Below are 21453 nucleotides of genomic sequence, written 5' to 3' on the forward strand. Positions count from 1 at the left end.
CGCTGTGGAGCACACTCACGGCTTTTCTCCGGATTTTCGTAGAAGATGGGCCTCCAGGGCTTCCAGCACCCGACCCAGCGTGACCTCCGGCGGGCCGTCGGCACTGTCGACGATAATGTCCGCCTCGGCATAGAACGGATCGCGCAGCGTCATCAATTCGGCCAGCTTGGTGCGCGGATCCACGTTTTGCAGCAGCGGCCGGTTGTTGCGCCGCGAGACGCGCTTTACCAGCAGGTCGAGATCGGCGCGGATCCAGATGGAGAGGCCGCGTTCCTTGACCAGGGCGCGCGTATTGGGATCGACGAAGGCGCCGCCGCCGGTGGCCAGGATATGCACCGGATTGCCCAGCAGGCGCTGGATCACGCGCCGCTCCCCGTCGCGGAAGGCGGCTTCGCCATGCATGGCGAAGATCTCGGGAATGGTGCAGCCGCCGGCGGCGATCTCGATCTCGCGATCGGCGTCGACGAAGGGCAGGCCGAGATGGCTGGCAAGCCGCTTGCCGATGCAGCTCTTGCCGGCACCCATCAGGCCGACCAGAACGACCGGCCGGTCGAGCCGTGCCAGGATGCTGCGAACGGCGTCCCGATCACCCCGCTGGTCGGTCTGGGTTGCGGAGTCGCGGCCGCGCTCCGGTATACGCTCCGGGGCGCGGCTTGCGGCGGGATCCTGTCTGGGACTATCCGGTTCTGCGTCGACCATGCGGCGTGGGTAACAGGCAGCCGGGCAAGGCGTCAAGCGACGGGACCTATCCTGTCGTCGCGGCAGCCCGGCCGCCGGCGGTCACAGTGAAGTGACACGCGGCCGGCCCCGTTATCTGCTTATATTTCAACCTAGTATTCGAATCCGGCCATGTGGCATGATTCCGCTGCAGTCGGAAAGCGGGCCGAAGGCTTCGAGTATTCCGGAACCGAACTTCTAACCTGTTGAATTATATAGACATGAACAAGATGATGCTGAGCCTCCTTGGCGGGGTTTTCGTGATTCTGGTGGGCGGGATCGTGTTTCTCGGTACCTTCAAGCTGCCGGCGCCGACACAGGCCATGGAAGTGCAGATCCCGAATGACCGCCTCTCGCTGCAGTAACGCGGCCGCAGGCGCCATGAGGCGCCACCGATTTCTGGCCCTGGCGGCGGGGGTAGTCCTGGCGGCACCCTTCCTGCAATCACTGCCCGCAGCGGCCCTGTCCAGCGAACCGACGCAGCTTGGCGTGCCGCAGCAGGCTGCTCCGGCGAATCCGCCGGCCGGTGGCGTCAGCGGCAGCGATATCGAGGCGGCGCCCTTGCCCCCAGTCCAGACCGCTCCGGTCCAGCCTGCTCCGGCCCAGCTTCCGCCTGGCCAATTGCCTCCCGGCCAGCCAATGCCAGATCAGCCAATTCCCGATCAGGCAATGCCCGGCATGCCGGCACCCGATGCGCCGGCACCCGCCGGCGCGGCACTACCCGGCGCGGCGGCGCCGATCCCGGGCGATCTCGGCAGCGATCTGTGGATGGGGTCCGAGGTTTCGCGCCTGATGACGCTGATGCCGCGCCTGCCAAGCCCGGTCACCATTCCCGGCCTCAGGGATTTGCAGGTCCGCCTGCTTGCCAGCAATGCGCCCAGTGCCGCTGCCTCGACCGGCATCGATCCGCTGCAGCCGATCCGCGCCGACAAGCTCTACCAGATGGGCTTCGGCGACCTCGCGATGGCAATCGTGCAGGGAAATGTCGCGGCGGCGGCCGCGGCGAGCGACCCGCTCGAAGTGGTGGCGCGCGCCGTCACCGAGCGCAACGATGCCGCAGCCTGCCAACAGGTCGATGCCGTCCTCGCCGGCGGACAGGCGCTCGACGGATTCTTCCAGCGCGCCGTGATCTATTGCCAGATCGTGCGCGATCAGGGTGACGCCGCATCGCTTGGCCTCGGGCTGCTGCGCGAAACCGGGGGCGGGGACGCGGTGACGAGGGATTTCATCGCCCTTGCCGCCCTGGCCAACGGCGAGACCAAGCGGCAGCCGAAGCTGGCGGCGGAACCGGATGCGCTGAACCAGGGATTGATGCGCCGTGTCGGCATGGCCGTACCCGGCGAGGGCGTCCAGGCCGGCGGTCGCCTCGGCCCGCTGGCCATTGCCCGCGATCCGGCACGGCCGCTGCCCGAACGCGTGGCCGCCGCCGAGCAGGCCCACCGCAACGGCCTGCTGCCGGCCGCGGAACTCGCTGAACTCTACCTGCAGATGCCGGCGGGCAATGCCGATCCGGCGACCGCGATCGCCATCTCGGACTCGGTCGAAACGCGGGCGCAACTCTACCAGCAGGCCCGGCGCAGCATGCAGCCCGCCGCGACCGCGAAAGCCATTCAGGCCGCCTTGCGGCAGGCAAGGCAGCGCGGCGATTACCTCAACCAGGCCGAGCTCTATGCCGCTCTTGCCGATGCGATCAGCCCGAACCGCGATCTCGCCAGTTTCGCGCCAGAAGCGGCGCGCCTGATGTTTCTCTCCGGCAAGCCGGATAAGGGCGGCTATTGGCTCAACACCGTCGCCGCCAATCCCAATGCCTTTGCCCGTCCGGGCGAGCGCGAGGGTCTGGAATTGCTGGGCCGGATCGCCGGCCTTGCCGGCAGTTCCGCCGCCGACCCGATTGCCGCCTGGCGCCAGGCCAGCGGCACCGCCGATGGCCGTGTCGACCTGATCTATGCGCTGCTGTCCGGGACCGGGCAGCCGGTCACCGGCGAGGTCGCCGGCGGTTTTGCCGCCTCGCCCGTGGTCCAGGTGGGCTCGGCCAGCACCGAAATCGCCGCCGCCGCCGCCGGCAACCGCAAGGGCGAGGCGATCATCCTCGCCCTCACGGCGCTGAAGGGCGACCAGGTGCTCACCGCCGATCCGGCGGTGGTCGATACGTCGCTCAGAAGCCTGTCGGCGATCGGCCAAGCGGCCGAGGCGCGCCGCATCGCGCGCGAGATCGCGGTGCTGGCGGGGCTCTGACCGCCGATGGCCCGGTCGCAGCCGCAACTCGAAGCGTTTCTCGAGATGCTGTCGGCCGAGCGCAACGCGGCGGCCAATACGTTGGCCGCCTACCGCCGCGACCTCGCGGATGCCGCCGCCTTTCTCGGCCGGTTGGGACTGGAACTGGTTGCGGCCGACACGGCCAGCCTGCGCCGCTATCTGGCTGCCCTCGCGGGTACGATGTCGCCGCGGACCCAGGCCCGGCGGCTCTCAGCCCTGCGCCAGTTCTTTCGCTTCCTGGTCGAAGACGGGCAGCGCAAGGACGACCCGACGGCGGCGCTGGATGCGCCGAAACTGGGCCGGCCCTTGCCCAAGCTGCTTTCCGAAGAGGAAATGCTGGCCGTCATCGCTGCCTGCCGCGAACTGGAGTCGGCCGAGGGTGTGCGGCTACTGGCCATGGTCGAACTGCTCTATGCCACCGGCCTCCGGGTGAGCGAATTGGTGCGCCTGCCATTAGCGGCCGCCTTGCGCGACCAGCCTTTCATGACGGTCCATGGCAAGGGTGGCAAGGAACGCCTGGTGCCGCTCAATCCACCTGCCAAGGCGGCGCTCGGCGCCTATCTTGAAATCCGCTCGCGATATCTGGCCAAGGCGGCGCCGTCGCCCTTCCTGTTTCCGTCGCGCGGCAAGGAGGGACACCTCACCCGGCAGCGCTTCGGCCAGTTGCTGAAGGAGATCGGCATCAGGGCCGGGATCGATCCTGCGCGCATCTCGCCCCATGTTCTGCGCCACGCTTTTGCCACGCATCTACTCGATCACGGCGCCGATCTTCGCAGCCTACAGAAGATGCTGGGCCATGCCGATATCGCCACCACGCAGATCTACACCCATGTCCAGGAGGAGCGCCTCAAATCCCTTGTCGAGGCACATCATCCCCTGGGCGGTGGCAAGCGGGGCCGAGCCGGCGGCGCGTGACCGGTCCTTTCTCGACAAAGTTTGCCGTTCCCGGAGGGGCCGTCGGGGCGCCGTTCATTGTGCAGTGCAGAGGCAAGGATTGACAGCAGCCCGAGCCTCGGGCCAATAACGGTCAAAGAATGGGGAGGACACCCGCAAATGAGCTTCAAGATCGTCGAACAGGCGCCCGCTCGCCTCAACCGCAGCGAATTGGCGGTTCCAGGGTCGCAGCCGCAACTATTTGAAAAAGCGGCAAAATCTTCCGCAGACGTGATCTTCCTCGATCTCGAGGACGCGGTCGCTCCGGATGACAAGGTGCAGGCCCGCAAGAACGTCATCGAAGCTCTGCGCGACATCGATTGGGGCACCAAGACCATGTCGGTCAGAATCAACGGCCTCGACACCCATTTCATGTATCGCGACGTGGTCGACGTGATCGAGCAGGGCGGCGAGCGGCTCGATCTCATCATGATCCCGAAAGTGGGCACGCCGGAGGATGTCTATGCGGTCGACATGCTGGTGACGCAATGCGAGGCAGCGGTCGGGCGCAAGAAGCGCATCGGCTTCGAGATGATCATCGAGACTGCCCTCGGCATGCAGAACGTACATGCAATCTCGGCCGCCTCGAAACGCAATGAGAGCCTGCATTTCGGTGTCGCCGACTACGCCGCCTCGACCAAGGCCAAGACCACCAATATCGGCGGCGCCAACCCGGCTTATTCAATCCTGACCGACAAGGACGAGAAGGGCGGCCGCGACGTGCATTGGGGCGACATGTGGCATTATGCCATCGCCCGCATGGTGGTGGCGGCGCGTGCCAACGGCCTCCGCCCGGTCGACGGCCCGTTCGGCGATTTCGGCGATGCCGACGGCTACAAGGCCGCAGGCGGCCGCGCCAATGTGCTGGGCTGCGAGGGCAAGTGGGCGATTCACCCCTCGCAGGTCGCCTTGGCCAACGAGATTTTCAGCCCGGCGGAGGCCGAGGTGAAGAAGGCCGAGCGCATCATGGAGGCGATGGCCCAGGCGCAGAAGGAAGGCAAGGGTGCCGTTTCGCTGGACGGCCGCCTGATCGATCTGGCTTCCATCCGCCAGGCCGAGGTGCTACTGGCCAAGGCACGGCAGATTTCAGGCGCGCGTTAAGCCCGCGCACCGCAAGGAGTGATGTCTGAAGATGGCGACCTATCTCGAATTCGAGAAGCCGATTGCGGAACTGGACGGCAAGATTGCCGAGTTGAAGCATGTGGCCAATGGCGGTGACATCAACATTGCCGAGGAAGTCGCCAAGCTGCAGGCCAAGACGGAAAAGCTGCTGAAGCAGACCTATGCCAAACTGACGCCGTGGCAGAAGACGCTGGTGGCGCGCCATCCCGAGCGGCCGCATTTCTGCGATTACGTTGCGGCTCTGGTCAGCGACTTCGTGCCGCTGGCCGGTGATCGCGCCTTCGCCGACGATCGTGCCATCATTGGCGGGCTCGGTCGCTTCCGCGGCCGCCCCGTCCTGATCATGGGCCACGAAAAGGGCAACGACACCCAGAGTCGCGTGCGCCATAATTTCGGCATGGCCAAGCCGGAAGGCTATCGCAAGGCGATCCGCCTGATGGAACTGGCCGAGCGCTTCGGCCTGCCGATCGTGACGCTGGTCGACACGCCGGGTGCCTATCCCGGCGTCGAGGCGGAGGCACGCGGCCAGGCGGAAGCGATTGCCCGCTCGATCGAGACCTGCCTCCGGGTGAAGGTGCCGCTGGTATCGGTCATCATCGGCGAGGGCGGCTCGGGCGGTGCCATCGCGCTCGCCGCCGGCAATTACGTGATCATGTTGGAGCATTCGGTCTATTCCGTGATTTCGCCCGAGGGCTGCGCCTCGATCCTCTGGCGCAGCGCCGAGCAGGCCAAGGAAGCGGCCGAGGCGCTCCGCCTCACCGCCGAGGATCTGAAGCAGCTCGGCATCATCGACGAGATCGTGAACGAGCCGCTGGGCGGCGCCCATCGCAGCCGCGCCGACACCGCGACGCGGCTCGGCGAGGCGCTGGAGGCAGCGCTGGCCCGCTTCGACGGGATGGACGGCGACGAGATTCGCCGGCAGCGCCGCGAGAAATTCCTGGAAATGGGGCGGCAGGGGCTCAATGCCTGACCTGCGCCAGAGTGTTTTGGCCGTCGTCATGGCGGCCGCAGCCGGGAGCGCTGCCGCAACCCCCGCTGCAGCCCAGGAGGCAATGGATCTCGGAATCGTCGGCGGCGAAATCGGCATGAGCGCCATGGATTTCGATGCCGCGCGCACCAGTTTCTTCTATCAGCACGACCGCGACGGCGATTTTGCGCTGTCCTTTGCCGAGATGTCGGACGCCATGCTGCACGGTGCCGCCCGGCTGTTCGACGGCTATGACCTCGACGGCGACGGCCTCATTACCTTCGACGAATATTTGCAGTCCGGGCTCGACATCTTCCGCAGCATGGACCTCGATGGCGACGGGGTGCTGTCCGGCCACGAGATGTAGCTGCCATGATGTAGCGGCGCAGGGTTTGCCGCGCATCGGCGTGTAACTCCGCAACAGAGCGCCTTGGCGCGCCCAATGTTGAAGGAGTACGTATTCATGAGAATTTCCAACCGCCTCATGCTGTTAGCTGGGGTCATGGGCGTGGTGATGACGGCAACGCAGGGCCTACAGGCCCAGAGCGCCACGCCCCCCACGCCGGGCGGCATGGCGCCGCGACATGCCTGGATGTGGCAGGAGGCCGACAGCGATCAGGACGGCATCGTCAGCCGCGCCGAATTCGATTCATGGCGTGGTGCCCGCTTTGCGACAATCGATACCGATGGCGACGGAAAACTCTCGAAGGATGAGTTCAAGGCCCATCGGGCCCAGCGCCAGGCTGGCATGATGCCCCAGGCTGGCATGATGCCGCAGGATGGCATGGCTCACGGCAAGGGCCGGCATGGGCATGGTGCTGGTTGGCTCGAACGGGCGGATGCCAGCGGCGACGGGCGCGTGACGGCGGATGAATGGCAGGCGGAATCCCTGCGCCGCTTCCTTCGCATGGATGCCAATGGCGATGGCGCGGTGACGGCCGAGGAGATCGCCTCCCGGCACGACCGGAAGATGACGCAGGGCCAGACGGGCCGCGGTGACGTGCCGCGCATGGATGCCGATGGCGACGGGATGGTGACGCGGCCGGAATGGGATGCCGCCGGAGCCACCATGTTTGCCCGCATGGATACGAATGGCGACGGTCGGATCGAACTGGGCGAATTGCCGCGGCATGACCGGCTGCGCTCGGACGGACCTGTGCCGCAACCCTGAGGCCGATCAGGCGGCGGCATGGCGGATGATGGGGCTGGCGCAATGCGCGAGAGCACGGCCATAATCGGGTTTAATCTGGGTCCCGGCCTTGCGGACGGGATGAAACGGGTCGGGGCCGTCTTGGCAGTGACGACAAACAGCGAAGCGCGCGGCCGCGCACCTGCCGGCTCGCCACCGGCCGAGGATGACGGATTGCTGGGCGAAATTGCCGCCGGCAGCGAAGCCGCTTTCGCGGCTCTCATGCAGCGGCATCTGGGTCGCGTCTATGCGCTGGCCCTGCGCATTACCGGTTCGCGCAGCGACGCCGAGGACGCGGCCCAGGAAGTATTCGCCCGGGTCTGGCGCAAGGCGCCGGATTGGCAGCCGGGTGCCGCGCGCTTCTCGACCTGGCTCTACCGGGTGACCATGAACCTCTGCATCGACGCCCGGCGACGGCCGCGGGTCGAGCAGCTGGATCCCGACCTGCCCCTGGCCGATCCCGGCGTGGGTGCGGACGAGCAGTTGATCGCCCGCGAACGCGAGCAGCAGGTCCTGGCGGCGATGGCGCAGCTGCCCGAGCGGCAGCGTCAGGCGATGGTACTCTGCTACACGGCGGGCCTCAGCAATGCGGCGGCAGCCGAGGCGATGGAAATATCGGTCAAGGCCTATGAAGCCTTGCTGGTGCGGGCCAAACGCGAGATCCGCGCCAAACTGGAAGGAACGGAACCATGAAGCGAATGCTCGGTGATGAAGCGTTCGAGGAATTGCTGGGTCGCGCCCTGCGACCCGAAGCGGTGCCGGAGGGCCTGCACGAGCGCCTGCTGGCGCAATCACGCCCGCCGCGTCCGCATTGGCTGGCTGCCCTGCTGTCGCCAGCGCGCATTGCCGCCGGGGCGGGCGTCCTGTCGCTGCTCCTCGGCTTTGCGCTCGGGGCGGGAAATGCGGCGGTGGCCGAGGAATCGGATGTCGCGATGGTGACGGCGCTCTATGCCGCCGCCGAGATCGGAGATCTGTGACCATGCAACCGCAGACAAAACGCAGATGGCTGCTGGGCGGGTTGATCGCCTCGCTCTGTCTCAACCTGTTCCTGCTGGGCGGCATATTCGGCGGCCATTTCGGCGCCCCCTGGGGCGGGCCCCCGCGCGGCCACGGCATCATCATGTCGACCGTGCCGCCAGAGCTCAAATCGGTGATTCGTGACAGGTTCAAGGAGATGGGCGAGGGCAGCCGGGCCGAACGCGACGCGATGAAGCAGGAGATGGCGGCCAAGCGCCAGCAGGTTGCCGATGCCCTGGCGGCGGAGCCGTTCGATAGCACCCGCCTGGAGGCCGAACTGGCCGAACTTGGCGTCAGTGCCACCGCCATGCTGGAGCGGGCGCATCACCGCATCGCGGAGATTGCCGCCGGTCTGACGCCGGAACAGCGCAAGCTATGGGCCGATGGCTGGCGCAAGATGAAGCGCTGAACCTATTTCGCGGCGTGGTGCCGGGGCGCATCCGCCAACGATTGCGCCGCAAACTGCGCCGTCAGTTTGCGGCGTTTTTCATGGGCCAGCGCGATCGCCGCCGCCTTGACGTGGCCGAAGCCGCGGATGTCAAGCGGCAGCTGCGCAAGCGCTACCGCGGTATCGTAGCTGGCCACGGTAAGCCCGTCGATGATGGCCGAGATGTCAGCCTCGTAATCGGTGATCAAGCGGCGCTCGGTGCGCCGCTCTTCGGTGCGGCCGAAAATGTCGAAGGGGGTGCCGCGCAATCCCTTCAGCCGTGCCAGCAGGCGAAACGCCCACAGGGCGCTGCCGCCAAACGCCATCTTGCGCGGGTGGCCGTCGGCGCCGGGCCTGGCAATCAGTGGTGGCGCGAGATGGTAGCGGAGCTTGAAATCGCCCTCGAACTGCGCCGCGATGGCGGTTGCGAAGCTGCCGTCGGTGAATAGCCGGGCCACTTCATACTCGTCCTTGTAGGCGAGCAGCTTGGCATAGCCCAGCGCAACAGCACGGGCGAGAGCCTCGGATTCCGGCGCCAGCTTGCGTTCCACGGCGGCAACTCTCGCCACCAATGTCCGGTAGCGCTCGGCCAGCGCCGTGTCCTGGTAGGCAGCAAGATGGGCCGCGCGGTGCCGGACGATCTCGTCCAGCGTTTGCGGGGTCGGTTCTGAAGCACTCGTCGGCGCTGCCGCCGCAGCGACGCCGGCGGGGTCGTGCACCGAATTGCGTCCCCAGGCGAAGGCCTGGCGGTTGAAGTCTACCGCGACACCGTTAAGTTCGATGGCGCGCTCGATCGCCGCCGCGCTGACCGGCACGAGGCCGCGCTGATAGGCGTGGCCCAGAACGAAAAGATTGGTCGCGATGGAATCGCCCAGCAGGGCCGCGGCGATCCCGGTCGCATCGATGAAATCGATGCCGCCCTTGCCGATTGCCGACTGCAGGTCGCGCTGCAGCCGCGTCGCCGGAAAGTCCCAGTCGGGATCGCGCGTGAAGGCGCCGGTCGCCACTTCATGCGTGTTGACGACGGCGCGAGAATGACCCGCCTGCAGCGTCGCCAGCGCGTCGTTCGAGGCCGAGACCACGATGTCGCAGCCCAGCAGCAGATCGGCAGCGCCGGTTGCGATGCGGGTCGCGTGAAGCTGACCCTCGGCCGCCGCGATGCGGACATGGCTGAAGACCGCGCCGCCCTTCTGGGCGAGGCCCGCCAGATCCATGACCGAGCAATGTTTGCCCTCGAGATGCGCCGCCATGCCGAGGATGGCGCCGATGGTGACGATCCCGGTACCGCCGATCCCGGTCACCAGGATGTTGTAGGGTCGCGTCAATTCGGGCAGCGCGGGGTCCGGCAGGTCGGCGGCGTCCATTGTCGCCACACGGGGTTTGCGCAACCGGCCGCCATGCACCGTCACGAAACTGGGGCAGAAGCCCTCGACACAGGAGAAGTCCTTGTTGCAGCTCGACTGGTCGATCTGGCGCTTGCGTCCCATGGCGGTTTCTAGCGGCGCCACGCTGACGCAATTCGAGGTCCGGCCGCAATCGCCGCAGCCCTCGCAGACGGCCGTATTGATGAAGGCGCGCTTGGGCGGGTCTTCCATCAGGCCCCGCTTGCGCCGCCGCCTTTTCTCGGCAGCGCAGGTCTGGTCGTAGATGAGGACCGAGACGCCCGCGACCTCGCGCAACTCGCGCTGCACCTCGTCGAGCGCATCGCGGTGGTGGATGCTGGTCCCGGCGGGCAGATTGCTTTCGCCGGCGAACTTTTCCGGCTCGTCGCTAACGATGGCGATGCGTCTGACTCCCTCCGCCGCCACCTGGCGCGCCATGGCGGGGACGGTCAAGGGCCCGTCCATCGGCTGGCCGCCGGTCAGCGCCACGGCATCGTTGTAAAGCAGCTTGAAGGTCATGGTGGTCTCGGCCGCGCAGGCGGCGCGGATCGCCAGCAGGCCGGAATGGTAATAGGTGCCGTCGCCCATGTTCTGGAAGATGTGCGGGCGAGTCGAGAAGGGGGCGGCGCCGATCCAGGTGCCGCCTTCACCGCCCATCTGGGTATAGGTTGCCGTCTCCCGGTCCATCCATTGCGCCATGAAATGGCAGCCGATCCCGGCCAGCGCCCGGCTGCCTTCCGGCACACGGGTCGAGGTGTTGTGCGGGCAGCCCGAGCAGAAATAGGCGATGCGCTTTGTGGGCGGTGGCGGCGCCTCGCTTGCGGCACGCTCGATCGCCTCGATGCGGGCGATCGCCTGGTCGAGGGGCGGATCGGTGACGAATTGGCGGAGGCGAGCGCCAATCACCAGCGCGATGCGGCCGGGGCTGAGATCGCCGGCCGAGGGCAGGATCCAGTTGCTGGCCTCGTCGTGTTTGCCGATGACGCGCGGCCGCTCGGGCAGCGCATAGAGATGTTCCTTGATCTGCGGCTCCAGCAGCGCCCGCTTTTCCTCGACCACCAGGATCTCGTCGAGGCCGCGCGCGAAGTCGCGGATGATGCCGGGGTCCATCGGCCAGACGAAACCGATCTTGAGCAGGCTGATGCCGAATTCGGCGGCGCGTCGTTCGTCGATGCCCAGATCCTCGAGCGCCTGCCGGACATCGGCATAGGACTTGCCGCAGGTGACGATGCCGAGGCGCCGTCCGGGACTGTCCAGCACCACGCGGTCGACCTTGTTGGCGCGGGCAAAGGCGGTGGCGGCGGCCAGCTTGTCGCGATGCAGGCGCAATTCCTGTTCAAGGGCCTGGGCCTGGGCCATGGGCGAGGCTGGCAGACGGATATTGAGCCCTTCGGTCGGCATCGCGTAATCGGTCGGCACGACGAAATCGAGCCGCGCCGGGTCGATATCGACCGAGGCCGCTGTCTCCGCCGTTTCGGAGACCAGTTTCATTGCCACCCAGCAGCCGGAATAGCGCGACATGGCCCAGCCCAAAAGGCCGAAATCGAAGATCTCCTGCACGTTCGACGGGTTCAGGATCGGGATGCAGGAATCGACCAGCGCGAACTCGCTCTGATGCGCCGTGGTCGAGGATTTGCAGGTATGGTCGTCCCCGGCCAGCAGCAGCACGCCACCATGCCGCGCCGAACCGGCAAGATTGCCGTGGCGCAAGGCATCGCCCGAGCGGTCGACGCCGGGACCCTTGGCGTACCACATGGCAAAGACGCCGTCATACTTGCCGTCGCCGAACAGATTGGTCTGTTGCGTACCCCAGACCGCCGTTGCTGCGATGTCCTCGTTGACGCCGGGCTGGAAATGGATGTGCTGTCGCGCAAGGAAGGCCTTCGCCTGGGTAAAGGCGAAATCGATGCTCCCCAGCGGCGAGCCGCGATAGCCGGTGACATAGCCGGCGGTATTGAGGCCGGCCCGCTCGTCCCGCTGCCGCTGCATCAGCGGCAGGCGCGCCAGCGCCTGTGTGCCGGTGAGATAGACGCGGCTCGCCCCGAGGTCGTATTTGTCGTCGAGCGAGACGGCGGCAAGCTTGGGCAAAATCCACTCCCGGGCTGGCTTCGATCATTGGCTTGACGGCACGATCCAACGATTTGCAGCCCATGTCCAGTTGCTTGGCGCCCTTGTATATTGCGCCGCCGGCCCATCAGTTCCGGAATGCGGACCGGCCCCCACAAGGAGCAAGCATGCAGAGTAGAGATCACTTTCTGGGAACGCCGCTCGACGCCTTGCTGGCGCCGGGCGAGGCCTCGGACGGCTTTGCCGCTTCCCGCACCCTGCTGCAGCGTGTCGTCGCCGAGGTGCCGGCCTATCGCACCTTGCTGGCCGAAGCCGCGATTGACCCCGCGACGATCGGATCACCGGCGGATTTCAGGCTTCTGCCACTCCTCACCAAGGACAATTACGTCAGGCGCTTTCCGCTCGACCAGCTGCTCAAAGGCGGCCGCGCCAATGGCGATTTCTTCGCCGTTTCCTCGGGCTCGACCGGCGAACCGACCTTCTGGCCGCGCGGGGCGGCTGACGAGTATCCGATCGCGGCGCGTTTCGAACAGGTGTTCCGCGACGCCTTCGCCGCCCATGAGAAGACCACGCTGGCGGTGGTCTGTTTTGCCCTCGGCACCTGGGTGGGCGGCATGTTCACCACCTTCTGCCTGCGCGCCCTCGCCGAAAAAGGCTACCGGGTGATGATTGCGACACCCGGAAACAAGCCGGACGAGATCCTGCGCACGGTCGAACGTCTGGCGCCGCAATTCGAGCAGACCGTGCTGTTGGGCTATCCGCCCTTCCTGAAAGAGGTGATCGATGCCGGAATTGCCCGTGACGGCTTCGATTGGGCAAAGCACGACATCCGCCTCGTTCTGGCGGGCGAGGTGTTCAGCGAGACCTGGCGCGACCTGGTGGCGGAACGGGTGGGTGCACGCGATATCCTCGGCTTCGCTGCCTCGCTCTACGGCACGGCCGATGCCGGCGTGCTGGCGCAGGAGACGCCGCTTTCGGTTGCGATCCGCCGCTTCGTCAGCGCCCGGCCCGATCTCGCCCGTGATATCTTCGGCGAGACGCGCATGCCAACTCTCTGCCAATACGATCCGACGAATCGATATTTCGAAACGGTCGACGGCACGCTGGCCTTCAGCGGCGACAATGGCGTGCCGTTGATCCGCTACCACATAGCCGATAGGGGCGGCATCATGCCCTGTGCGGAGATGCTGCGTCGTCTCGGCGAGGCCGGATTTTCACCCGAGGGGGCTGGGGTGTCCCACCATCGCCGGCAACCTTTCGTCTGGGTGTTCGGACGGGCAAACTTCACCATCTCCTATTTCGGCGCCAACATCTTCCCCGAAACCGTCAGTCTCGGCCTCGAGCAGCCGGAGATATGCGACTTCGCCACCGGCAAATTCGTCATGGAGGTCAAGGAGGGGATCGGGGCCAAGCCCGCTTTTGCGCTCGCGGTTGAACTGGCCCATGGTATTGCGCCGGTACCTGAAATCGCGGACAAGGCCGCCGATTCAGTGCTTGCAGTCCTGCGCCGCCTCAACAGCGAATTCGCAAACTACGTCCCGGTCGACCTGCAGCGACCGGTGGTGACGCTCTACCCACAGGGACATCCCGACTATTTCCCGGTTGGGGTCAAGCACCGCTATAGTCGCTGATGCAGAAGGAGGTGGCACAATGGGAACCGGCGTCATTTTGCCATTTCGTCTGGTGCCGCGGCGCGGGCAGGCCATTCTGCTGGTCGTTCTTTCCCTTGCCTGGTGTGGTTTCGTCGTCTACTGGGCCGTCGCCTTTTTCGATACCCCGGTGTTGGATTTATCTCGACTGGTTTCTGACCGAGTGCAGCCGGAAACAGTTTTTGCCGCCGCTATTTCCGGCCTAATGCTGAGCCTCGGCATATTCAATCTGTTCAGGAGTATCTACCAGTTACTGCCGGGCAGCCCCTTAGACTACATATTCTTGACGCGAGATATGTTTGGTCGCGTTCGTCTCGGTCGTCGGCGGGGGGTGCGCTGGTCCGAAATCCGACGTTTCATCGGTGTGCGCAAGCGTGTCGGCAAGTCCCTGCGCTGGCTGCTGCAGGTTGAAGGTATGGATGCGGCCGGACGATTTCAGACCTTGCTCACAATTGCCCTCAACGGATACCTCCCGGCCTTCCACCGTGAGCGGGATCGCGATGAAATCGTCGTCTGGCTCAACGCGCTCCTGGAATTGGCATCGGATGGAAAGCTGCCGGAACGCGTTCAAATACCCGACCTGTTGCGGCCAAGCATCTATCAGCCAAGAGGCTCGGGGCATGCCGCCGCCGTCACGTCATCATCCCCTCGCCGCAAGAGCGTCATCGAACGCTGAATTCAGCCCCGGTCGTAGAGCCTACCGATGACATGGCCCCAGCGTTCGCGGATCTTGTGGCGGCGGATCTTTAGGCTGGGGGTCAGCATGGCGTTCTCGATGGTGAAGCCTTCGCCCAGCAGGGCGAAGCGGCGGATCTTCTCGATCGGCGAAAGCGAGGTGTTGACGCGGTCGATCACTGCCGCCATCGCCTTGTGAAAGGCGGCGTTGTCGGCCAGATCGGCGATTTCGCCGGAGGCCTTGTTGGCGGCCGCCCAGTCGCGGGCGAAATCCGCATCCGGTACCACCAGGGCGACCAGATGCGGGTGCTTGTCGCCATGCACCATGGCCTGGGCGATTTCGGGCTGCAGCGCCAGGAATCCCTCCACCCGCGCCGGCGAGACATTGTCGCCGCCGGAAAGCACGATGATGTCCTTCTTGCGGTCGGTGATCTTGAGGTACCCGTCGGCGTCGAACTCGCCGATATCGCCGGTATGGAGCCAGCCGCCCACGACGGTCTTCGCAGTCGATTCCGGATCGCGCCAATATCCGTTCATCACCGCCTCGCCGCGCACCAGGATCTCGCCATCCTCGGCGATCTTCGCCTCGAGCCCGTCGAAGATGGGACCGACGGTCTCGATCTTGATGCGGCTCGGCATGTTGGCGCTGATGACCGGCGAGGCCTCGGTCTGGCCATAGCCCTGCAGCAGGCGGACACCCAGTGCCAGGAAGAAGACGCCGATTTCGTAATTGAGCGCGGCCCCGCCGGAAACGAAGGCCTTGAGGTGGCCGCCGAACCGCTTTCTCACCTTGCGCCGGACCAGTACCTCGCAGACGAGATTGAGAAAATTGTCGGCGAGGGTCATCTCCGCCGGTTTTTCATACTTCTTGCGCCCAAGGCGATAGGCCAGCCAGAACAGCTTCTGCCGCGCCTTCGGTGCCTTTTCCAGGCCGCGCAGGATCTTTGCATGCATCGCCTCATAGAGGCGCGGCACGGCGGTCATGATGGTGGGGCGGGCCTCCGCCATGTTGTCGACCAGCTTCTCGACGCTCTCGGCATACCAGATCTCGGCGCCGATCGAGATGGGCAGGAACTGGCCGGCGGTGTGTTCGTAGGAATGCGACAGTGGCAGGAAGGAGAGGAAGCGGTCATGGCCGAGCCCGACATCAAGCAGCAGGCGATAGGCGCCCTTGATGTTGGCCATGATCGAGCCATGGCTGAGCATGACACCCTTGGGCACGCCGCCGGTGCCGGAGGTGTAGATGATGCAGCTGGTGTCGCGGCGGGTGAGGGCGGCGAGGCGCCGGTCGAGTTCGGCATCGTCGCTGGAAAGGGCCAGCGCCTCCTGCCAGCCAATCTGCCGGAATGGCAGTTGTGCCGGCTTCTCGGCGGGGTCGATAGCGATGTGGAACTGTATGTCGGCATGCAGGGCGGCCGGCAGCAGGCGTTTGGCGATCGTCTCTCCGGCCGAAATCATGCCGCGGGCACCGCTATGGGTCAGGATATGGCGGTGGTCCTCGGTCGTGTTGGTGGTGAAGGCGGGGACGGTGATGGCGCCGGCACTCATGATGGCAAGGTCGGCGACCAGCCATTCCGGCCGATTCTCGGCCACCAGGGCAACGCGGTCACCGGGCTGGATGCCCAGCGCCACCAGGCCGCGGGCCAGGGCGCGCACCTGCCCGGATATCTCGCGCCAGCTCAGCGAATGCCAGGAGCCGTCCCGGCGCTGATAGGTCAGCGGCTTGTCGCCCAGAGCCTGCGCCTGATCGAAGAAAAGGCGCGGCAGGCTTGGAATCCGGTCATAATCCATGATCTGGCGCCTCCCCCGCGCCGCTTTGCCGCGCCCGTTCCGGGTCTATCCAGGCGGCGCTTGGCGCGCCCTCCCCAATCCCCATATAAGTGCATCTGACAGCAATCAAGCGTGGGAATTTGAAATTCATGACCGCTGCACCTGCGAAAGCCGAAACCAAGCATCAGCTGGGAAACCTGCCGAACTGGAATCTGAGTGACCTTTATGCCGGTATCGATGCGCCCGAGATCGAGCGCGATCTGCAGCGCCTCGCCGCCCAATCCGGCGAATTCAAGCGTTCCTATGAAGGCAGGCTGGCGGGGCTCGCCGGGGCCGAGATGCTGGCTGCCCTGCTGGCCTATGAAAAGATGCAGGACCTCGCCGGGCGCGTCGGCTCCTTCGCCCAGCTGTCCTATTCCGGCAACATGACCGACCCGACCCTGGCCCGCTTCCAGCAGAATATTTCCGAGCGCCTCAACAACATCTCGGTCGAGACGCTGTTCTTCACCCTGGAACTCAACCGCATCGAGGACGACGTACTCGAAAGGCAGCTGCAGCACGCGCCGCTGCAACGCTACCGGCCCTGGCTGGAGGCGGTGCGCGCCTTCCGCCCGCATCAGCTCTCCGACGAGGCCGAGCGCCTGCTGCACGAGAAATCGATCTCCGGCCGCCAGGCCTGGAACCGCATGTTCGACGAGACCATGGCGGAACTGCGCTTCGAGGTGGAAGGCGAGGCGGAGAAGCTCAGCAGCAACGAAGTCCTCAACCTGCTGACCGACAAGGACGGCAGGAAGCGCAAGGCAGCGGCCATGGGTCTCGCGAAGGGGCTGAAAGAGAACCAGCGCATCTTCGCCCTCGTCACCAATACGCTCGCCAAGGACAAGGAGATCGAGGACAAGTGGCGGAAGTTCCCGCGGCCGGTATCCTCGCGCAATCTCGCCAACCAGGTCGAGGATGCGGTGGTCGACGCGCTGGTGACGGCGGTGAAGCAGAGCTATCCGAAGCTCAGCCATCGCTATTACAGGTTGAAGGCCAAATGGATGGGCGTCGACGCGCTCGATTTCTGGGACCGCAACGCACCGCTGCCGCGGGACGATGATCGCCTGATTCCCTGGGAGGAGGCGCGCGCGACCGTGCTCGACGCCTATCACGCCTTCTCGCCAGAGCTGGCCGATGTCGGCCGCCAGTTCTTCGACAAGAATTGGATCGATGCGCCGTCACGTCCCGGCAAGGATCCGGGGGCCTTCGCCCATCCGACCGTGCCTTCGGCGCATCCCTATCTGCTCCTCAACTATCACGGCCGCACGCGCGACGTGATGACGCTCGCCCACGAGCTCGGCCACGGCGTCCATCAGGTGCTGGCGGGGCCGCAGGGCGCGCTGCTCGCCGATACGCCGCTGACCCTTGCCGAGACGGCCTCGGTCTTCGGCGAGATGCTGACCTTCCAGTCGCTGCTGTCGCGCGAGACCGATCCCGCCAGGCGACGGATTCTCCTTGCCGGCAAGGTCGAGGACATGCTGAACACGGTGGTGCGCCAGATCGCCATGCACAATTTCGAGACCGTGCTACATGACGAGCGCCGCAACGGCGAATTGATGCCGGAGCGCATCGCCGAGATCTGGCTGGAAACCCAGCGCGCGGCCCTGGGCGACGGCATCAAATTGCCCAAGGACAGCGAATATGGCATCTTCTGGTCCTATATTCCGCATTTCATCCATGTGCCGTTCTATGTCTATGCCTATGCCTTTGGCGATTGCCTGGTGAACTCGCTCTATGCGGTCTATCGCCAGGCCAATGCCGGCTTCGCCGCAAAATATCTCGACTTGCTGAAGGCGGGCGGCAGCAAGCGGCACAAGGAATTGCTGGCTCCCTTCGGCCTCGACGCCACCGATCCCGCCTTCTGGTCGAAGGGCCTCGGTGTCGTCGCCGGCTTCATCGACGAGCTGGAGGCCATGTGACGGCAGCAGGCGCGGTCCCGCGCGAGTTCGAGGATCTGCTGACACGGGAAGGCCGCCGCATCCTTTCGGGTGCGGCGGATTTCTGCGGTGCGCTCGCCGATCCCCGGCGGCGCTTCCTGCGCCTTGAGGGCATGGTGGCGGCGGGCCGGGCCGAGAAGCTGCGCCGCGCCCTCGAAACCGGGTTGCTGCCGCATCTCGAAACCATGGCGATGCCAATTCCCCCCGAGACCATCTGGGAGATGCAGCACGATTACGAGGAATGGCTGCCGAAGACGGCACGCGTGCGCACCGCCTATCTCGAACGCAAGCGCAGTGCCGCCTATCGCGCGGCGGCGGAAATCGGTCTTATCGATCTGCTGACCTCCGAGAGCCTCGCCGTTTTTGCCGAGAACATCGCCGGCCGTAAGCTCGACCGGAAAAACGGCCAGCAGGCGCTCTGCTACGGTCCCGGCGATTATGCCGGGCCGCATAACGACCATCACCCCGAGAATGCGCGCGCCGCCAGCGGCTATCTCGACCTCCACCTCAGCTTGAGCAGCAAGGCGGTCGACCACCAGTACCTGGTCTACGCCAAGGGTGGCCATTTCACCGAGATGCTGCCGGTCCACGGTCTTGGCACGCTCACCATCTATCGCCTGCCGTTCTGGCATTACACGACGCCGTTGCTGGCCAGGCCGGAACAGGAGGCAAAGGCGCGGCGCTGGGTCCTGCTCGCCACCTATCTATACGCGCGCGAGAAGAAATCGGCATAGCTCCCAGTAACTCCCTGCGCTAGCATCCGGCGCCAATTTTGCCTTGGGGATTCTGATGCCGAAGATCGATACCAGGAAACAATTCGTGCTGGACTGGGTAAGGGATCATGCCGGCCAGTTATCCGACTGGCACCAGATCATCTGGCATTTCGCCGAACCCGCATTCCGGGAATATAAATCCGCCGCCTGGTATGTGGCGAAGCTGCGCGCGTTCGGCTTTACGGTCGAGGAAGGCTCGGGCGGCATGCCGACCGCCTTCATGGCAAGCTGGTCGAATGGCGATGGACCCACCATCGCCACCTATGCCGAATACGATGCCGTGCCCGGCAACTGCCAGGCCGCGACCACGCGCCAGCAGCCGCGCGGGAACCTCTCCAGATACGCGCCGGGCCATACCGACCCGCATTCGGCGCTTGGCATGAGCGCCTTCGGTGGCCTGCTGGCGACCAAGGCTGCCATGGAGAAGTTCGGCATCAATGGAACGCTCAAATTCTTCGGCGAGCCGGCCGAGAAGCTGCGGGCCTCCAAGCCCATCCATGCCGCCAAGGGCTACTACGACGATCTCGATGCGGCGGTCAGCTTTCATCCCGCCTATATGCTGCCAATGGTCAACACCACGATCTGGGACAGCCATTGCGGCGTCGGCTACAATTACATCTATACCTTCACCTGCGACGAGCCGCAGAACTGGATCGCGTCCGACAAGTATTCACCGATCCCGCAGAACCACCTGGCGGCGCGCGCGCCAGGCGCCAATGACGCCCTCATCCATTTCTATTCGCTCAACGAGAGTCTGCGCCGCTCCATGCTGCCCTTCACGGGGCTCTGGAGTTTCAACGAGGCGATCCTCGCTGCCGGCCAGGCAACCGCCGACAATCTCACGCCGCAGATCGCGCAGATCAATTACATGCTACGCACGGATTCGGTCGAACAGGCCGAGATCGTCAGCAGCGTCATGGACAACAACGCGGACGCCGCGGCGAAGGCGACCTTCTGCAAATGGAAGAAAACCTGGATCTCGAAAAGCCGACCGGGCCTTGCCAATCATGTCCTGGCGCAGGCGACCTTCGACAACCTCGCTTTGGTCGGGGCACCGCAATGGGGCGAGGACGCCATCGTCATCGCGCAGGAGATGCAGAAGAATCTGGGGCTCGAGCCGATGGCAAAGCCCTTTCTGCCGGCGACCGAGGCGCTCATCACGCCGCAGGATTGCGAGCGCGAACTCCGGAAACAGATGCCGGAATGGCAGAAATACATCACCTCCGACGACTACCCGGACTACACCTGGCATTGCCCGACGGTGCGCCTCATCGTGGCGCGGCCGATGCTCTCGGCGCCGACCGGCTATACCTATCCGGATTGGGTCGCCAACGCGCTGGGCGGCATTCCGGCCACCATCGATCCGATGATCGAGACCGCGGCGAAAACCATCGGTGCCACCCTGCTCGACCTCTTCATCGACGAGAAGCTGCTGGCCTTCGCCCGCGCCGAATTCGAGGAGCGCACCGGCGGGGGCGTCGGCGGTACCAAATGGATGGCGCCGCTCTTGCCCAGGGATTTCAAGGTGCCGCACCAGTACCGCTGGCCGGAATATGTGACCACTGCCCGCGGCGAGGAATGGACCATTCCCTGGCGCGATGACGAGTGAGCCGCTACCGGGTCAGCGCAGCGCCGCCTTGATCGCTGCGATATGCTCGGGGCCGATGCCGCAGCAGCCGCCGATCATGTCGGCGCCGCGCTTCTGCCAGTCGCGGGCGAAGGCGAGATAGCCCTTTGGATCGAGATCGGCACGGATGTCGCTCAGTGTGCCATTGGCCTCGGCATCCTCGCTTTGCGGCGGGAAGGCATTCGCGTAACAGCCGATCTTGAGGCCGAGGCCGAGCTTCGCCGCCTCTGCCCTGGCGACATCGATGGCGTGGCCCATGACCTCGGGCTGGCTGCAATTGAAGAGGAGGGCGGCGGCCCCCGCCTCGCCGGCAAAGCGCACCGCTTCGACGACGCTTTCGCCTGAGCGCAGGGCCGGGCGCTTGGGGTCGGGATGCTCGTCATGCAGCGTGAAGGAGAACCAGCGCGGCCTGGTGTCACCCTTCAGCGCCTTGGCCACCTCGCGCGCCTCGGCAATGGCGCTCTGCGTCTCCGCAAGCCACAGATCGACATGGGGTGAGAGGCCGGCAATGAGCGGCTTCAGCAACGCCTGTGCTTCCGCCGGCTTGAAGAGGTCTGGGCGATAGGAACCGAAAAGCGGCGGCAGGGAGCCGGCGACGCGAACCTTCCGGCCGGATTCCGTGGCGGCCTGTCGCGCGAGGCGGCCGGCGAGATCGGCCAGTTCCTCGCCGCGCGCCCTGAATCTCTCCTCGCCGATATGGAAGGGTACCACGGCGTAGGAATTGGTCGTGATGACCTCGGCGCCGGCTGCGATGAAGGCGGCATGGGCGCGGCGCACGAAATCCGGGCCTTCGATCAGCGCCAGGGCCGACCATTCAGGCTGGCGGAAGGGAGCGCCCATCCGGTTGAGTTCGCGGCCCATTCCGCCATCCAGCAGGACGATCCCGGCGCGGTCGGTCATGATGAG

The 21453-nt window shown here is 65.6% G+C and carries 19 protein-coding genes; 15 read left to right on the forward strand and 4 right to left on the reverse strand.

Annotated features, from left to right (window positions below; genetic code table 11):
• Positions 1-15: 15 nt before the first annotated feature.
• Positions 16-699: a shikimate kinase gene (locus A8950_RS05375; RefSeq protein ID WP_133612551.1), complete on the reverse strand. Its 684-nt coding sequence runs from the start codon at positions 697-699 to the stop codon at positions 16-18.
• A 239-nt stretch (positions 700-938) separates the two neighbouring features.
• Here A8950_RS05375 and A8950_RS19410 point away from each other — a divergent pair, with 239 nt between their 5' ends.
• The 10 genes from A8950_RS19410 to A8950_RS05420 all read left to right on the forward strand — a co-directional run bounded on the left by A8950_RS19410 (position 939) and on the right by A8950_RS05420 (position 8610).
• On the forward strand, positions 939-1082 hold the full coding sequence (locus A8950_RS19410; RefSeq protein ID WP_166645008.1) for a hypothetical protein: 144 nt from the start codon (positions 939-941) through the stop codon (positions 1080-1082).
• 313 nt (positions 1083-1395) lie between these two features.
• Positions 1396-2952, forward strand: a complete 1557-nt coding sequence (locus A8950_RS05380; RefSeq protein ID WP_133612552.1) for a hypothetical protein — start codon at positions 1396-1398, stop codon at positions 2950-2952.
• Between the two features lie 6 nt (positions 2953-2958).
• Entirely contained in the window at positions 2959-3888 is a 930-nt protein-coding gene (locus tag A8950_RS05385) for a site-specific tyrosine recombinase XerD (protein ID WP_133612553.1), read from the forward strand.
• 138 nt (positions 3889-4026) lie between these two features.
• Positions 4027-5007 (forward strand): HpcH/HpaI aldolase/citrate lyase family protein, encoded by a 981-nt coding sequence (locus A8950_RS05390; RefSeq protein ID WP_133612554.1) that lies wholly within the window; start codon positions 4027-4029, stop codon positions 5005-5007.
• A 31-nt stretch (positions 5008-5038) separates the two neighbouring features.
• Positions 5039-5998 carry an acetyl-CoA carboxylase carboxyltransferase subunit alpha gene (locus A8950_RS05395; protein ID WP_133612555.1) on the forward strand — a complete coding sequence of 320 codons (960 nt, stop codon included), beginning with the start codon at positions 5039-5041 and terminating at the stop codon, positions 5996-5998.
• Complete coding sequence (locus A8950_RS05400; protein WP_133612556.1) at positions 5991-6362, forward strand: hypothetical protein; 372 nt, start codon at positions 5991-5993, stop codon at positions 6360-6362. Before A8950_RS05395 ends, A8950_RS05400 begins: the two co-directional genes overlap by 8 nt.
• Before the next feature lie 96 nt (positions 6363-6458).
• A complete protein-coding gene (locus A8950_RS05405; protein ID WP_166645009.1) occupies positions 6459-7166 on the forward strand; it encodes an EF-hand domain-containing protein in 708 nt (235 codons plus the stop codon).
• A gap of 126 nt (positions 7167-7292) precedes the next feature.
• A complete protein-coding gene (locus A8950_RS05410; RefSeq protein WP_243735543.1) occupies positions 7293-7877 on the forward strand; it encodes an RNA polymerase sigma factor in 585 nt (194 codons plus the stop codon).
• Positions 7874-8161, forward strand: a complete 288-nt coding sequence (locus tag A8950_RS05415; RefSeq protein WP_133612559.1) for a hypothetical protein — start codon at positions 7874-7876, stop codon at positions 8159-8161. The genes A8950_RS05410 and A8950_RS05415 overlap by 4 nt, the downstream gene beginning before the upstream one ends.
• Positions 8162-8163: 2 nt before the next feature.
• Positions 8164-8610, forward strand: a complete 447-nt coding sequence (locus A8950_RS05420; RefSeq protein WP_133612560.1) for a periplasmic heavy metal sensor — start codon at positions 8164-8166, stop codon at positions 8608-8610.
• Positions 8611-8612: 2 nt separating this feature from the next.
• On the opposite strand, the gene A8950_RS05425 is transcribed toward A8950_RS05420, so the two are convergent.
• Positions 8613-12098, reverse strand: a complete 3486-nt coding sequence (locus A8950_RS05425) for an indolepyruvate ferredoxin oxidoreductase family protein (RefSeq protein WP_133612561.1) — start codon at positions 12096-12098, stop codon at positions 8613-8615.
• Positions 12099-12244: 146 nt separating this feature from the next.
• Between A8950_RS05425 and A8950_RS05430 the strand changes: the two genes are divergently transcribed.
• The gene (locus tag A8950_RS05430; RefSeq protein WP_133612562.1) at positions 12245-13708 is read left to right on the forward strand and encodes a phenylacetate--CoA ligase family protein; all 1464 of its coding nucleotides are present in this window, start codon (positions 12245-12247) and stop codon (positions 13706-13708) included.
• Between the two features lie 19 nt (positions 13709-13727).
• Positions 13728-14402: a hypothetical protein gene (locus A8950_RS05435; RefSeq protein WP_133612563.1), complete on the forward strand. Its 675-nt coding sequence runs from the start codon at positions 13728-13730 to the stop codon at positions 14400-14402.
• A gap of 2 nt (positions 14403-14404) precedes the next feature.
• Here A8950_RS05435 and A8950_RS05440 read toward each other — a convergent pair whose 3' ends face one another.
• Positions 14405-16192: an AMP-dependent synthetase/ligase gene (locus tag A8950_RS05440; RefSeq protein ID WP_133612564.1), complete on the reverse strand. Its 1788-nt coding sequence runs from the start codon at positions 16190-16192 to the stop codon at positions 14405-14407.
• Positions 16193-16320: 128 nt separating this feature from the next.
• Here A8950_RS05440 and A8950_RS05445 point away from each other — a divergent pair, with 128 nt between their 5' ends.
• Genes A8950_RS05445 through A8950_RS05455 form a run of 3 tightly spaced genes read left to right on the forward strand, consistent with a single transcriptional unit; the run spans position 16321 to position 20529 of the window.
• Positions 16321-18129 carry a M3 family oligoendopeptidase gene (locus A8950_RS05445; RefSeq protein WP_133612565.1) on the forward strand — a complete coding sequence of 603 codons (1809 nt, stop codon included), beginning with the start codon at positions 16321-16323 and terminating at the stop codon, positions 18127-18129.
• Complete coding sequence (locus A8950_RS05450; protein ID WP_133612566.1) at positions 18126-18881, forward strand: hypothetical protein; 756 nt, start codon at positions 18126-18128, stop codon at positions 18879-18881. The genes A8950_RS05445 and A8950_RS05450 overlap by 4 nt, the downstream gene beginning before the upstream one ends.
• Positions 18882-18936: 55 nt before the next feature.
• Positions 18937-20529: a zinc-binding metallopeptidase family protein gene (locus tag A8950_RS05455; protein ID WP_208109737.1), complete on the forward strand. Its 1593-nt coding sequence runs from the start codon at positions 18937-18939 to the stop codon at positions 20527-20529.
• 12 nt (positions 20530-20541) lie between these two features.
• On the opposite strand, the gene A8950_RS05460 is transcribed toward A8950_RS05455, so the two are convergent.
• Positions 20542-21447, reverse strand: coding sequence for a homocysteine S-methyltransferase family protein (locus A8950_RS05460; protein ID WP_133612567.1), 906 nt, complete (start codon positions 21445-21447; stop codon positions 20542-20544).
• Positions 21448-21453 lie beyond the last annotated feature (6 nt).

The sequence above is a fragment of the Dongia mobilis genome (assembly GCF_004363235.1).
Taxonomy (GTDB): domain Bacteria; phylum Pseudomonadota; class Alphaproteobacteria; order Dongiales; family Dongiaceae; genus Dongia; species Dongia mobilis.